Source organism: Oculatella sp. FACHB-28, assembly GCF_014696015.1.
GTDB lineage: Bacteria > Cyanobacteriota > Cyanobacteriia > Elainellales > Elainellaceae > JAAUTN01.
Genome location: NZ_JACJPJ010000045.1, coordinates 50,749 through 65,825, shown reverse-complemented (window position 1 = coordinate 65,825; position 15,077 = coordinate 50,749). Strand labels below are relative to the sequence as shown.

General features: G+C 49.6%; 11 protein-coding genes and 1 tRNA gene. 6 read left to right on the top strand and 6 right to left on the bottom strand.

Annotated elements, in window-relative coordinates; translation table 11 throughout:
* Positions 1-244 precede the first annotated feature (244 nt).
* Both H6F88_RS07440 and H6F88_RS07435 read left to right on the top strand, forming a co-directional pair.
* Entirely contained in the window at positions 245-2,515 is a 2,271-nt protein-coding gene (locus H6F88_RS07440; protein ID WP_190642110.1) for a transglycosylase domain-containing protein, read from the top strand.
* A gap of 322 nt (positions 2,516-2,837) precedes the next feature.
* Positions 2,838-3,134, top strand: coding sequence for an RNA-binding protein (locus tag H6F88_RS07435; RefSeq protein WP_190642109.1), 297 nt, complete (start codon positions 2,838-2,840; stop codon positions 3,132-3,134).
* A gap of 509 nt (positions 3,135-3,643) precedes the next feature.
* Here the strand turns inward: H6F88_RS07435 and fba are convergent.
* From fba to H6F88_RS07415, 4 genes are all read right to left on the bottom strand, one after another.
* On the bottom strand, positions 3,644-4,723 hold the full coding sequence (gene fba / locus H6F88_RS07430; RefSeq protein WP_190642108.1) for a class II fructose-bisphosphate aldolase: 1,080 nt from the start codon (positions 4,721-4,723) through the stop codon (positions 3,644-3,646).
* Positions 4,724-4,935: 212 nt separating this feature from the next.
* Positions 4,936-5,007 (bottom strand) — tRNA-Lys (locus H6F88_RS07425).
* Positions 5,008-5,159: 152 nt separating this feature from the next.
* A complete protein-coding gene (locus H6F88_RS07420) occupies positions 5,160-7,076 on the bottom strand; it encodes a ShlB/FhaC/HecB family hemolysin secretion/activation protein (RefSeq protein WP_206756428.1) in 1,917 nt (638 codons plus the stop codon).
* 88 nt (positions 7,077-7,164) lie between these two features.
* Positions 7,165-8,334, bottom strand: coding sequence for a DNA double-strand break repair nuclease NurA (locus H6F88_RS07415; RefSeq protein WP_190642107.1), 1,170 nt, complete (start codon positions 8,332-8,334; stop codon positions 7,165-7,167).
* Positions 8,335-8,580: 246 nt separating this feature from the next.
* Between H6F88_RS07415 and chlP the strand changes: the two genes are divergently transcribed.
* From chlP to H6F88_RS07400, 3 genes are all read left to right on the top strand, one after another.
* The gene (gene chlP, locus H6F88_RS07410) at positions 8,581-9,804 is read left to right on the top strand and encodes a geranylgeranyl reductase (protein ID WP_190642106.1); all 1,224 of its coding nucleotides are present in this window, start codon (positions 8,581-8,583) and stop codon (positions 9,802-9,804) included.
* Between the two features lie 116 nt (positions 9,805-9,920).
* Complete coding sequence (locus tag H6F88_RS07405) at positions 9,921-10,802, top strand: PfkB family carbohydrate kinase (RefSeq protein WP_190642105.1); 882 nt, start codon at positions 9,921-9,923, stop codon at positions 10,800-10,802.
* A 654-nt stretch (positions 10,803-11,456) separates the two neighbouring features.
* A complete protein-coding gene (locus tag H6F88_RS07400; RefSeq protein ID WP_347277312.1) occupies positions 11,457-12,347 on the top strand; it encodes a 3'(2'),5'-bisphosphate nucleotidase CysQ in 891 nt (296 codons plus the stop codon).
* Positions 12,348-12,411: 64 nt separating this feature from the next.
* Here the strand turns inward: H6F88_RS07400 and H6F88_RS07395 are convergent, their stop codons facing one another.
* Both H6F88_RS07395 and H6F88_RS07390 read right to left on the bottom strand, forming a co-directional pair.
* Complete coding sequence (locus tag H6F88_RS07395) at positions 12,412-13,059, bottom strand: class I SAM-dependent methyltransferase (RefSeq protein ID WP_190642104.1); 648 nt, start codon at positions 13,057-13,059, stop codon at positions 12,412-12,414.
* A gap of 417 nt (positions 13,060-13,476) precedes the next feature.
* Positions 13,477-13,875 (bottom strand): AbrB family transcriptional regulator, encoded by a 399-nt coding sequence (locus tag H6F88_RS07390; RefSeq protein WP_190642103.1) that lies wholly within the window; start codon positions 13,873-13,875, stop codon positions 13,477-13,479.
* Between the two features lie 738 nt (positions 13,876-14,613).
* On the opposite strand from H6F88_RS07390, the gene H6F88_RS07385 reads away from it, so the two are divergent.
* Entirely contained in the window at positions 14,614-15,057 is a 444-nt protein-coding gene (locus H6F88_RS07385) for an RrF2 family transcriptional regulator (protein ID WP_190642102.1), read from the top strand.
* Positions 15,058-15,077 lie beyond the last annotated feature (20 nt).

Genomic DNA, 15,077 nt, shown 5'->3' with positions numbered 1-15,077 from the left:
TAGGCTCGACAGGCTTCACGACAAGCTAGACTACGAACGCAAAAACCAGAGGAACAGCCGCAAAGCTGCTTCCCTCAGGGTGAAGTGCCAACTTACCCTTGCCAATCTAGAAAGATATACGCGTCACCGAGCAGTTTGGATTTGCCCACCCTGATACAACAAGTAGAATGGTTGGAAGTGCAGTCCGAAACCCTCGCAGATTTAGCTGTTTTTATCTTCTGTATAACTTTTGCCCTAACGTCGCATGACTCCTCCTCAGTCGCCTCAAAAACCACCCAATTCACCAAAAACTTTGCTGGGTGCTATCACTCAGGCTGTGCAAACTGTTCAGGCAAGGGTCGATTTTTCTAAACTTGCGCTGAAGCCAGACGCAAAGGTACCAGAACTGTGGGTGCAGGAGGCAGACGCAGACAAAGCTGAGGTTTATCCACTGCTGGGCGATCGCTACCTGCTGGGACGCAGCTCTAAATCTTGCGACATTGTGGTGCGAAATCCGGTGATCAGCCAGATTCACCTCTCCCTTACGCGTGACAGCAAACAGGGCAACGCCGCTTTCAAGATTAAGGACGAAAACTCCACTAATGGTATCTATCGCGGCAAACGCAGAGTCACCGAGACGACCCTGCGCCATGGCGACGTTTTTACGTTGGGGCCGCCAGAGTTAGCGGCTTCTGTGCGCGTTCAATACGTTTATCCGCCTCCCTGGTACATCAAAACAGCGCAGTATGGGCTATATGGACTAACCGGAGCAACTGCTCTTGTCGCGATGTGGATTGGGGTGGAATGGCAACGTTTCTCCGTTCGCCCCCTGCCCGAATCGGTTCAAGGTCCGGTCGTTGTTCTAGCCCGCGACGGTCAAACCCCTCTACAGCCGATTCGGAATGAGGCACACCTGGAGCTAGAGCAACTATCCAACTTTTCGCCCTATCTGCCAGATGCCGTCATTGCCTCTGAAGATTCTCGGTTTAACTGGCATCTGGGCGTTGACCCAATCGGCATCCTGCGTGCTTTGGTGACGAACGTTTCTAGCGGTGAAATTCGCGAAGGTGCCAGCACCGTTACTCAGCAGCTTGCTCGCAGCATCTTCCAGGAATATGTCGGGCGGGAAGACTCGGCAGGTCGCAAAATTCGTGAGGCGATCGTTGCGCTAAAGCTGGAAACTTTCCATAGCAAAGATTTCCTCATGCTGACCTACTTAAACCGGGTTTATTTAGGTAACGGTAACTATGGATTTGAGGATGCGGCTCAGTTTTATTTTGGAAAATCTGCCGCTGACCTGACGCTGTCTGAAGCCGCCACACTGGTAGGAATTTTGCCAGCACCCAACAGCTTTAACCCGGTTCAGGACTATCAAGCCGCTGTGGAACTGCGCGATCGCATCCTCACTCGCATGGCAGCTCAAGGCATGGTCAGCCAGGAAGAAGCTCAGCGGGCCAGGCGATCGCGCATCGAGATTAATCCAGAGGCGATCGAAGAACTGGAAAGCACAATCGCGCCCTACTTTTATGGTCAAGTTTTTAACGAATTGGAGACGCTTTTAGGCGCAGAGTTGGCTCAAGAAGGAAACTTCATCGTTGAAAGCAGTCTTGATCCCCAAATTCAAGCTCAGGCGGAAACTAGCCTTCAGGGTGCAGTGGGAAACGATGGATTAAACTATGGCTTTTCTCAAGGGGCGATCGTCACGCTCAACTCCAGCACCGGAGAGGTACTTGCCCTGGTCGGTGGTACCAACTACCAGGAAAGCCAGTTTAATCGCGCAAGTCAGGCTCTGCGACAGCCCGGATCAACTTTTAAGGTATTTGCCTACGCCGCTGCTTTAGAGCGCGGAATTTCACCTGGACAGTCCTACTCCTGTGCTCCTCTAGATTGGGGTGGTCAAACCTTCGCAGGTTGCCGTTCGGGTGCAGGTAGCATGGATATGTACACAGGTTTAGCTCTGTCTGAAAACGCGGTTGCGCTCCGAATTGCTCAAGAAGTTGGGCTAGATAACGTAGTGTCTGTCGCTCGGCGAATGGGAGTTGACTCTGAACTTAATCCAGTCCCTGGGTTGGTTTTAGGGCAAAGTGAAGCGACCCTGCTAGAAATGACTGGCGCGTTTGCCGTTTTTGCCAACCAGGGACAAAGAAATCGTCCCCACACGATTGGTCGTATCCTCGATAGCAGTGATTGTGGCAACCCTGAGGACTTAAGCACCTGCCGAGTGATCTACGACTACGCCCAGGATGCTGAATCTAACTTACCTGTCATAAACCCTCAAGTCGCAGATACAATGACCGATTTGCTCCAGGGTGTGATCCAGAGTGGCACGGGACGCGGAGCAGCCGTAGGCCGAGGTGAGGCTGGAAAAACAGGGACAACGAATGACAACGTAGACCTCTGGTTTATCGGCTACATTCCCAGACAAGAACTAGTTACAGGGGTTTGGTTAGGAAACGATGACAACACACCGACTTCTGGCAGTAGCGCTCAAGCAGCTCAAATTTGGGGTGACTATATGAGCCAAGTCAGGCAGTAAACCAAGTAAGTCGCTTCCTAAACTGGGTCAAACCCGGATTAGACAGTATTTTGGCAAACCTGTGCAGAAATATACAAGCCCAGCTTCTGTAGAAAGGTGTTCATCGCATCTTTACAGAAGCTTGTTTTTGGATATACTTCTTATCAATCTTTCCTAAAAAAGATAGGTAGGATTTTATGACATGCTGCTGTCATTGACTGAGAGATCAGCTATGATCACAGCGAAACAAGTTCAATAGCAGAACTGGGGTATGTCCGAATTAAACGCACTACCCTAAATCGCTCTGAATGGCACCTTTACATCACTTGGTTTGGAGAGGATCGTGACTATTTACATTGGCAACCTGTCTTTTCAGGCTACCGAAGAAGACTTACGTGAAGTATTTGCTGAATACGGTAAGGTTAGCCGGATCAGCCTCCCTACAGACCGCGAAACAGGCAGAAAAAGAGGTTTTGCCTTTGTGGAGATGGAGGACGAATCCAAAGAGGACTTGGCAATCTCTGAGCTTGACGGTGCCGAATGGCTAGGTCGAGAGATCAGAGTCAACAAGGCTAAACCCCGTGAAGGCGGAGGAGGGAACGTGGGCCGTAAGAACGGCGGAAGCTTTTCTAGAAGCTAAAGTTACTTCCCTTCAATCTTCTACAGCCGAGCGTAGTAGAGAACCTAAGTAGCAGAATCAGGATGATTTCCGGCTCTGGTGTCCGGCTCCACTAGCTGCTAAGGGATCTTTGCGTCGTTTGGTTAACGAAGACTCCAAGCAACAGATTGTTGCTGACAGCGATCGCTGCCTGATAGGAGCAATCTCCATCAAAGTACCCTTTTACTAGCATCTTATACTCTTGCTTGGCTTGCCTCTAGCTTATGGTAGAGTTCCTATTCTTGAGTGGAAGCTAACGAGAGCACAGAAGCTTTAGGTGCTGTTACATAATAACGTTTCTCTGAAAATGGGACACAGATGGGAGGGGTGCCCTTCCATCTGTGTCCCTAACTTTTGGAATTGGACAAGAAAGCAAAGCGTAGAGGCGAGTCCCCTACGCTTTGCTTTTAGCTTAAGTAATGGCAGCTTAAAGAAAACAGCTTATCGACAGAAGCGCATCCTGCAACACAAAATGCGCCCCCATCAACAAACTACACAGAAACAGTAGCCTTGGTGATGGCGTTGAGTTCACCCTTGGCGTACTTAGCAGCAAAATCATCCAGGGAAACTTGCTTGATGCCGCTTGCCTGACCAGCTGTTCCAAAAGCTTCGTAGCGGTCGGAGCAGACTTTTTGCATGTACTTGATTGAGGGCTTGAGGAAGTGGCGGGGGTCAAACTCTTTAGTGTTTTGTGCCAAAGCTTCCCGAACCGCAGCTGTAATAGCTAAACGGTTGTCCGTGTCGATATTCACCTTGCGAACGCCGCTCTTGATGCCCTTTTGAATTTCTTCAACAGGTACACCGTAGGTTTCGGGGATGGTGCCACCATACTGGTTGATGATCGCAATCAGATCTTCAGGAACGGAGGAAGAACCGTGCATTACCAAGTGGGTGTTAGGCAAACGACGGTGAATCTCTTCGATGCGGCTGATTGCCAAAATTTCACCGGTCGGCTTACGAGTGAACTTGTAAGCTCCGTGGCTGGTGCCAATTGCCACTGCCAGTGCATCAACCTGGGTCTGCTCAACAAAATCAACAGCCTGGTCAGGATCAGTTAACAGCTGGTCATGAGACAGCTTGCCCTCAAAACCATGACCGTCTTCCTTGTCACCCATACCGGTTTCCAAAGAACCCAAGCAACCCAGTTCACCCTCGACGCTAACGCCGATGGAGTGAGCCACCTTGACCACTTCACGAGTCACATCAACGTTGTACTCGTAGCTGGCTGGGGTTTTTGCGTCTCCTTCCAGAGAGCCATCCATCATCACGCTGGTGAAACCCTGGCGCATCGCAGAATAGCAAGTCGCAGGCTCATTGCCGTGGTCTTGGTGCATGGCAATGGGAATGTGAGGATAGGTTTCAACTGCAGCCAAAATCAGGTGGCGCAAGAAATTTTCCCCAGCATATTTGCGAGCACCGCGAGATGCCTGCAAAATTACAGGGCTATTTGTCTCATGGGCAGCCTGCATAATTGCCTGAATCTGCTCCATGTTGTTGACATTGTAAGCAGGAATGCCGTAGCCATTCTCAGCGGCATGATCGAGCATCAGCCGCATTGGTACGAGCGCCATAGATTATCCTCCTAATACTTCGTCGGTATCAAATCGCTTTTAGACAGTTTTTAACAGTCTCAAATCTTACGATAATCTTAAGGCACTTTTTAGACGAGTGCGAAACGGATTTTAGGAATCCTGATTAGCTGCTCTTACTGAAACAATAATTTCAACTAATTTGATTTAGAAGTTCGCCATTCCGCTATTCAAAGAAACACTATTCAGAAATATGGGTCGCCCGGGATTCGAACCCGGAACTAATCGGTTAAAAGCCGAGTACTCTACCTTTGAGTTAGCGACCCATCGCTACTAGCTTATCAGCTAAATCTAACGGTTTTCGCGTTAAATTTACTTCCCTGATTGCCGTTTACCAACATATCACATCCTTTGGTCAAGTTGTATAGGTTAATGAAAAGTTTCGGCAAAAAATAGCACTATTTGTCGAGGTGCAGATTCAAGGTCGGAAGTTGATGCTGAAGTAAAAACCGTAGTCTTGGGCGTTTTCGCCGCGATCGCTCAAGTCAACCAGGGGCAGGGCCGCATCCAGCCGAATGGCGAAATCGGGCAAAGGCTCCCAAATTAGCCCCAGACCCACTCCTGCTAAGAAGGTTTGATCGGGAAGTTGGTTGGGGTTGTCGTCAGAATTCCAGACTGAGCCGACTTCTGCAAATGGAGCAAGCTGGAGAATGGGAATGCCTGCCTCATCGCGTTGAAGCGCAGTGCGATTTTCAACTGAAAACCGGAAGCCGTTGTCTCCAGAGCGAGCATTTTGGCGATAGCCTCGGAGCGACTGCCCGCCACCGATCACAAAGATCTGAGAGGGCAGCAAGCTATCGGGGGTTAACTGCATGTCTGCCTGCATGATCAGCAGGTTGTCGGGATTTAACACCTGTACCCGCTGCGCCTGTCCCAACCAGCTAAAGAATCGCCCATCAGGGATTGGCTCAGGGTTGATGGTGGCATCAAGCAGGTCAACGCCCAGACTGAACTGCGATCGCAGTGCCCAGGCTCCCCGCACGTCTCGCCGCACGTAGTCTTGCCCAAATCGGATAACGCTGGTGCTGCTTCTGCCCTGCTCATCAGGTCCAAACTGGAAGGGTGTAGGAATATCAGAAATAAATGTTTGCCCGTCCTGGTGGGTGAAGCCGAGGGAGAGGGCAAATTCTTCGCGGGGCGATCGCACCAGCGGTTGGCGGAAACTGATTTCGTACAGATCAGAATTTCCTTCAATGTTCAGAAATGAAAATTCTGGGTCAGTCACGCGATAGTCAGTCGGTGAGTAGCGAAGCTGAAGCGTGCCATTCATCGGATTGAGCGGCACCCGATAGCTAAAGTCAAGAATGTTAGATCCGCCCGTCGTTGAGCGATAGTACGCAGCCGCCAATTCATCACCCAACCCCGTCGGGCTGCGATAGCGCAAGTCAACGCCAAGTCGCTCGGAACCAATGCCAGGGGGAGAGAAGTTATCAATGCTGAAACTGCTGACAAATGGGTCTGCTTCGGTCACTCTCACCGTGAGAATGCTTTGACCCAAGCCACTTCCTGCTCGGAGGCTGGCTTCTACATTGTCAAACAGCGGGTCTAGCCGCAGGAGGCGCAGTTGGTCTTCTAGTTCTGCTTGGTTGAGTGGAGTGCTGGCTCCGAGTTCAACGCGATCGCGCACATAGGATGAGTTAACGCGCTCAGTGCCTTCAATTTCGATGCTTTCTAGCGAACCTTCTACCACCACAATCTGCACGACTCCATCAGTGATGGTCTGGTCTGCTACGACTGCTCTGGAGGTAATGTACCCCTGATCAAGGTAGAGCTGAGTAATTGCATCTGCGACGGTAATCAGTTCTTCACGGGTCAGCGATCGCCCTTCAAACGGCTCTACGACGGGCGCAAAGTCGTTTTCATCAAATACTGTGCTGCCTACTACCTCAATTTGACGTACCTCAATTTCAACTGAGGAGTTATCTGGCACAGGTGGCGTTGCTTCTGATCCTGGCTCTGGCTCTGGCTCTGGTTCTGGTGTCTCTGTTCCCTCAACAGGTGCGACCGGAGTTTCTTCCTCAGGTGTGACCGGAATTGGAGCAGGAGCTGGCTGCAAGAAGCGATCGTCTGGGTCGGGCAAAGTTTCTGGACCAGCAGGAACTTGTCCCAGTTGCAGCCATTCTGGACTGTCAATTTGAGGCGCTTCAGCCTGAGGAATTTCAGCCTGAGGATTGTCGGAATTGAGAGCCGTTTCAATTGGGTTTGGTACAGCTGCCGCGCTCGAAGCAAGGCAAGCTGTTATCCCCGGAATTGAAACCCCACACCAAAATGCCAAAAGCCTGAAATGCCAGCGCATAAACGCCTGCGTCTCCAATTTCTCGGAAAGGTCATGCAAAGACTACCAGAGTTATTAAACTCCATTCCGGAAGATCCTCCAATTTTCTGTTTATTTACAGAATATGGGTGATACAGGATATGGGTGATCAGCGGCGACGGACTTTGCTCACCATTTTGCGCGAGAAGCGCAGGTTTAGCTGAGCTGCCTCTGCCCAATCTTGCAAAATTCGGAAGAATGTCTGGCGGTCCTCGGCTTGCAGCACAGCGGTTTGGTCGGCAGTTTCAATCACGTAAGGGTAGCCACTGCCGATGATCACTTCACCTCGTACCCAGTCCATGACGCGCTCTAGCAAGCCTGCCTCGTACATCCATAGCGGCATCTCAATGCGGGTGGGGTAGCCTTCTCGCGTCGTTTTGAGGTAAGTGAAAGCAATTTTGTCACGCTGTTCCTGGTAATCTGAAAGGATGCCGAATCGCTGACAGAGAAATAGAGGGGTGCGATCGCCCCACTCCATAAACGGATTAACCAACTGAGCATCGTGAATTGCCCCAACTTCTGGCAGTTTGTAGAGCTTTTGCAGCATCACGGTCAGGTCACGCGCATAGGTCGTATCAACGTAACCTACCAGCGGCACGCGGCACTTCTCGCTGGCGCGGAGTAATTCCAGGAAGCAATCGAGATATTTTTGGCGCAAATCCCGGTCGAAGGCATCTGCGAACGTGCCCACCAGTGATCCGTCAAAAAACACGAGGCAGTCATTGGAGTTGGGGTGTTCCTGAATGTATTGAATCAGCCGCTCTGTTTCCATTTGAAAGCGGCGCAAGTTGACCTTACGGTCAGCGGGTTCACCGCTGTTGCCGACCTGCAACTCACTGGGTGTCATCACATCCAGGGCAATGTCTTTGTTGTAGCTGCCGCTAGGCAAATGCGGATTCTCAAACCAGCCTATCTGCACCAGCGCTACGGGAATTGACAAATCTTTGCCGGGATAGATTTGAGAGCCATCTACTGCAAAGGTGGAAATTCCTATCAGGCGATCGCGCACCCAGTTCAGACTTTGCTCTCGACTTTGCCAGACTAACTTGCAGGGCAAAACGCCATTAGATGCACCATCGAAAGGCTCTAGCGATCGCGCCCCCATCTCAAACGGAAAATCGTCCAGCATACTTTCGAGTTTGGCTGGTGGCAATTTCATCAACTCTGCTAGGGCAGCTTGATACTGCTGCAAAAATTGCCAGGTTTCACGATCAAACGCATTGAACTGCTCGCGTTTGGCATCTAAGATATCGCGAACTTGGGAAGGTTTGAGAGGCATAAGCGGGAGATGGAAATGAGTGGATCGGGGGGTGGGAATTGGGGGTTGTGAGGTTGGGGGGGTGAACACTTGTAACGAGAAAAGGTCTTCAAAAATCTCTTTAGCCCCTAGCCTCCAGCTCTAGTTCCCCATTTCGATATATTAAGCTCTATTTCAATCTGCTTACATCTCCAGGACGAAGTAAAAATCGTCTGGAAGTCCGTGATACGATGCATCGCGTAGCCTTAGAGATGGGAGAAAAAACCTTTGGCACTACGGGTTGCTGTTGTTGGTTCGGGTCCGGCAGGCTCTTCCGCTGCTGAGACTTTAGCAAAAGCTGGAATTGAAACCTATTTATTTGAACGCAAGTTAGACAACGCTAAGCCTTGCGGTGGAGCCATTCCGCTGTGTATGGTGAGCGAATTCGATCTTCCACCCGAAATCATCGACCGCCGCGTTCGCAAGATGAAGATGATCTCGCCGTCTAACGTCGAGGTCAATATTGGGGGCACGTTGACTGACGATGAGTACATCGGCATGTGTCGGCGGGAAGTGTTGGATGGGTTCTTGCGCGATCGCGCCCACAAGCTCGGCGCAAAGCTGATCAATGGCACCGTTCACGCACTAGAAATTCCGTCAAACAGCACTGATCCTTACACGCTCCACTATGCTGATCATTCCAACGGCAACTTGGAGGGCATTGCTAAAACCCTGCAAGTCGATGTGGTGATTGGTGCGGACGGCGCTAACTCTCGGATTGCCAAGGCGATCGATGCGGGTGACTACAACTATGCGATCGCTTTCCAAGAGCGCATCCGGTTGCCCGAAGACAAGATGGCGTACTACCAGGACTTGGCAGAAATGTACGTGGGAGATGATGTCTCCACCGATTTCTACGCCTGGGTCTTCCCCAAGTATGACCACGTTGCGGTTGGCACTGGCACGATGAAAGTGAACAAAGCCGACATCAAAAAGCTCCAGGCAGGCATCCGCGCCCGTGCTGCAAAGCGCTTGGAAGGCGGTGAAATCATCAAAGTCGAAGCGCATCCGATTCCAGAGCATCCCAGACCTCGCCGAGTGGTTGGTCGGGTAGCGCTAGTGGGCGATGCAGCGGGTACTGTCACCAAGTCTTCGGGTGAAGGCATTTACTTTGCCGCTAAGTCTGCTCGGATGTGCGCTGAAGCGATCGTGGAGTTTTCCAGAAATGGTGAGCGCATTCCCACGGAAGCTGACCTGAAGGTGTACCTGAAGCGGTGGGATAAGATGTACGGCTTGACCTACAAGGTACTTGACCTGCTGCAAACAGTCTTCTATCGTTCCGATGCGACTCGTGAAGCGTTTGTGGAAATGTGCGCCGACATGGATGTGCAGAAACTCACGTTTGACAGCTATCTGTACAAGACGGTAGTTCCTGCGAACCCAATCACGCAGCTTAAAATTACTGCCAAAACGATTGGTAGCTTGCTGCGCGGCAGTGCATTGGCTCCTTAAGCGAGGCATCAGGGCGATCGCCCATTAACAAGAAACGGGGATACCTCCTGTGATACAGGAAGTGTCCCCTGTTTTTTATTGAGTCATGGGTCATTGGCTAACGAGATGAAGGACAGATGACCGACAACAAACACGGTTTATTTGTAGGTTTGGCAACTCTGGATTTAATTTATCTGACAGAGGCATTGCCAACCCAAAATCAGAAGATTGTGGCGCTGGATTACACCGTAGCAGCGGGTGGCCCGGCGACAAATGCGGCAGTTACGTTTGGATATTTGGGCGATCGCCCCACCCTACTCAGTATTTTTGGCGCTCATCCAATTAATCAGCTAGTGCTAGCGGATTTAGAGCAGTGTAGTGTGGCAATCGCTGACCTGAATCCGAAACAATCGGAACCTCTGCCCACCTCTTCGATCATCGTCACTCAGGCAACTGGAGAACGTGCGGTCGTTTCCCTTAACGCAGTCCGGTCGCAGGCTGGTCTGGAGCAAATGGAGCAGGCGTTGGGCGATCGCATTCCCCCAGATAGCCTATCCGGGATTGATATTGTGTTGATTGACGGGCACCAGATGGAAGTCGGGCGAGAAATTGCTCAACGGGCAAAAGCTTCTCAAATTCCTGTTGTCATTGATGGCGGAAGCTGGAAGCCGGGATTTGAGGAAGTTTTGCCCTTAGCGGATTATGTAATCTGCTCCAGCAATTTCCATCCTCCAGGCTGCTCTAGCGCTAAAGAGGTTTTAGTTTATCTAACTCATTTGGGCGTTCCTCACATTGCCATCACTCAGGGCAGAGAACCAATTCAGGCTTTTTGCGAAGGCACTGCCAGCTCAATTCCAGTACCTCAAATTCGTCCTGTAGACACGCTGGGGGCAGGAGACATTTTTCACGGCGCATTTTGTCATTACATCTTGCGGCTCGGTTTTGAGCAGGCGATCGCCGCTTCAGCAAACGTCGCTGCTAAAGCCTGTGAATCATTTGGCACCCGTTCTTGGATGTAAGGATGCGCGATGCTGGGTAAGCAGGGAGAGATGAAGAATGAGCCTTTATCCTTAGTCATCTGCCTTTATTGCAAGCTGATAGTCAGCGATGTTTGGCTGAGTTTAGGGTTCAGTTGAGACAAGATTTTGGATGGTTCTTTTAATCATGCAGTCTAGAGTCTCAAGGATGCAGTTCCGGACTTCAGTGATGGAGTTTGGAGCCTGATTGCTGACAAATCTTTTCGTGTAAGTTGGGTGGAACAACGTGAAACCCAACACCTTCCTGGATTCTGTTGGGTTCTGCTTTGCTTCACCCAACCTACTTTTGTTGATAGTTTTAGAGTTTTATTGAGCAACCAGGTTTTGAACTGAAGTGATGCAGTTTGAAGTTGGAACGATCCGGTTTGGAGTTGGAACGATCCGGTTCTGAACTGAAATGGTGAAGTCTAAAACAGGAATGATGAGGTTTGGAATTAGAATGATGCGACTTAAAACAGGAATGATGCAGTTCTGAACAGGAATGATGAGGTTTGAAACAGGAATGATGCAGTTTGGAATTAGAATGATGGGGTTTAAAGCTGGAATGATGCAGTTTTGAATTGGAATGATGCAGTTCAGACCCTTAATGGCGCAGCGATCGCCACTAACCCTTTTACACTGACTGAGGAAATTTGAGTGCAGAGCCTACAATCGATTGCGGGAACTCCGGTTGAAGATATTTTGGCGATCGCCCGTTCTCTGGGCTGGGGAGCCTCACGCATTTTGCGGTCATACTATCGGGGTGAACCCTGGCAAGATGGCACCGAGCGCGATTTAGAAGTCCAAGAGAAAAAGGATGGCCCCGTGACGGCAGCAGATCTTGCCGTCAACAGCTATATCTTAGACAACCTGCAGGCGGCTTTAGGGACAGAATCGTTTGGCTACCTCAGTGAGGAAACCTACAAAGCCAAAGCTGCGGCGATCGCCAACGAATGGGTGTGGATCATTGACCCACTCGACGGCACCCGTGACTTTATTGATAAGACGGGAGAGTATGCTTTTCACCTGGCTTTGACTCATCAGGGGCGTCCCGTGTTGACCGTAGTGACTTGCCCAGAGTTAGAAAAGCTTTATTACGCAACTTTAGGCGGTGGTGCATTTGTTGAAACGCCTGACGGTGCTACCAGCCCCCTACGAGTATCGGAGCAAAGCCGGATAGAAGATTTGAAACTGGTCGTTAGCCGTAGCCATCGAGACGAGCGCTTCAATAATCTGCTTCAGCAGCTTCCTTGCCAGAACCAGGTTTATGTGGGCAGTGTCGGCGGCAAGATTGCGGCAATTGTGGAACAACGAGCGGATGTTTATCTCTCACTTTCAGGCAAATCGGCTCCCAAAGATTGGGATATGGCTGCGCCAGAGCTAATCTTGACCGAGGCAGGCGGACAATTCACCCACGCTGACGGTACGCCCTTGCAATACAACACGGGTGACGTAAATCAGTGGGGCTGTCTAATCGCCAGCAACGGTACTTTTCATACAGAATTGCGTGCGATCGCCACTCAAATCCTGAATGAAGTAGATAACTAGGTATTGTAGGGGCGTTTCGCGAAACGCCCCTACAATGGGTTTTCGCTTACTTGCTCGACATGGCTTAAGCCTGACGTGAGGCAATCACCGCATAAAAGGGATCGGCTCCAGCAATACCAAACATTTGCAGAAAGCTAGGCGTTGAAGATTGATTTGCAATCACTTCTGGCTGACTAAATCCTGGCACTGAGGCGTAGTAGCCCTTGACTAGCTCGACGCGATCGCCCTCAGACCCATCCCGCCATGCCTGAATCGCTTTCTGGTAGAACATTCGATTGGAAAAGCTAATAATGCAGATACCACCCGGTTTAAGCACCCGGTAAATTTCTGCAAAAATCTGCTCTGGATACTGCAAATACTGTACAGAAACCGTATTCAGAACTGCATCAAAAGATTGGTCAGGCAAGGGCAACACCTGAGTCTGGTTCAAATTCTGCACAAAGTAATGGTCTAGTTGGGGGTTACGCGCTAACTCTTCTGCATTCAGTCCATGCCCTTCGACATGCTCAAACTTCATCTTTTCAGGCAGGTGAGAAACCCAACTGCTCATCATATCAAGGATGCGGGTCTGGGGCTTGAGCCGCTGCTGATAAAGGTTGGTTAGTTGCTGAATGAAGCTGTCATCGACGTGGGTGACAAAGCGCGGATAGTCGTAAAACAGCGTATCGTCTGAATCATCTAACTTTGTGCGTTGAACAGGCTGTAGGGGCATAGCGTGGAAGAAACATAGCGTTACACTTCCAGTTTAAACATCTATCCACTTCACGTAAAAAAAGGGGGAAGGCTTTGCCCTCCCCTCTTTTTTGCCCTAACCTTTACGGCTACAGCTGTGAAATGCAGCGTTGCTGATTTGCAGTTTTGCTAGGACGTAAAAGCAAAGCTTTTATCTCTCGAAGTGCTAAAGATAGCAATAACAAAATTTTAGGCGTTGCTGAGGAGGATAACCTCGAATGCAAAATTTGTCTCTATGCCCAAGCTTATCTCTTGAAGCAGCAAAGCCAAATTGTAACTGATCGCTGACTTACTCCAATCTTCTATCAAGCGATCGCAAATTGTCATCAAGAGAGGATTCTGAGCAACCCCAGAAGATTTAAGCTTCCATGAGCTATCTCCTCTAGCGAGGACAAACTTACTCGTCAAAATCTTCTACTAACTCTCCGTCTAGCTGCTTCAGACGAATGTGCTTACGACCCAGAGAAATTTCAAATTCGTCTCCAGGTTTGAGATCCATTTGCTTGGTATAAGCTGAGCCAATCAGCAAATTGCCATTAGATTGGACGCTGATTCTGTAACTAGCGCTACGTCCACCTCGTCCATTATTGCTCTGCTTACCGTCAAGCTGAATTCCTTCTGCATCAATTAGAGCATTCAGGAACTTCATCATGTTGACCCGCTCTACACCGTTTTTAGTGACCGTGTAATAGCCGCATTCTCTAGCCTTTTCTTCTTTGCTCAGATGTTCTAGCTCCTTGACTTTAGCAAGAAGCACTTCACCAGTCAGAGGTTCGATCTTTTTCTTTTTACTCATCAACGTAAATCTGAATTAATCAACAAGGAGTTAGCGTAGCAGTACCCTAGCTGGCGATCGCCAAGGAATTTACAAACCTAGCTTTAGCTCAGCTTTTGAAACTATATTACACTGCTAGAGTCAATTTTCTCACTGAGTTTATATTGGAATGCTGTCTTTTTGATGAGTCTTCTTAAACCGAATATAAATGTGAAGTACTCCTGGCTGTCAAGCCATCCTACAATTCAGCATTGTTGCTTACATTCTGGTAAGGAATTCGTTCTGACAGAATGTTCATCTATAGCAATGCAAGTCAGGTTATGAATACTGCACTCCAGTAGATTAAGCCTTTCAAACCTATTTTGCTGGTTCATTTGTCGATGTTGAAAGGTTTAAGCAGAGTAGCGCTGGCTCCATTCTTGTTCCTGATGTAGCCTAGTGCAGTGAGTTCCACAACTATTCCGGATTGCTATCGCTTCGATTTTTATTCAGATTAAAGCTAAATGTTCAGCAATAGGGCTGTTGCTACAGTCCTAAATAATCTGTAAAAGTACTCATTCTCATACACATCACCCATTTATGCAACGTGCAACTAAAAGTCTAAACCCCTTGATTTTGCGTTAAATCCTGCTTCAAAAAAGTTGCACATTGCGGCATTGCACAAATCATTTAAGGCTACAGTATTCTCAGTTTGTGAACGAGCAGATCAAGTAGTCTGGACTTAGCGCTTGAAAGGATGTGTGAAGGTTTAAAGCTAGCATGAAGCTAACAACTCGCGGACACTATAGCGTCAAGGCAATGCTTGACCTGAGCTTGCAGCCCGAACGAGGGGCTACCTCAGTCAGAGCGATCGCCCAACGCCAAGAGCTACCCGCTCCCTATCTAGAAAAATTGCTGATTGAGCTACGTCGGGCAGGACTGGTTGAATCCATTCGGGGTGCTCAAGGAGGCTATCGGTTAGCGCGATCGCCTGCCCAGATTTCTCTTGGTCAAATCCTCGAAGCCGTCGGCGAAACAGTCGAGCCACTGCCACGTCACTCGCCCGAAGCCGAACAAGCCGAAGACTGGGTCACCTTTAGCCTGTGGCATCGGCTCCATCAAAAGCTGAAAGATGCCCTTTACAGCATTTCCCTCGAAGATCTTTATTACGATGCTCGAAGCTGGCAGGCAGCTCAGGGAGAAGCAACGAGCTTTGTCGTTTAGGCGGAACTGCTATCGCTCTT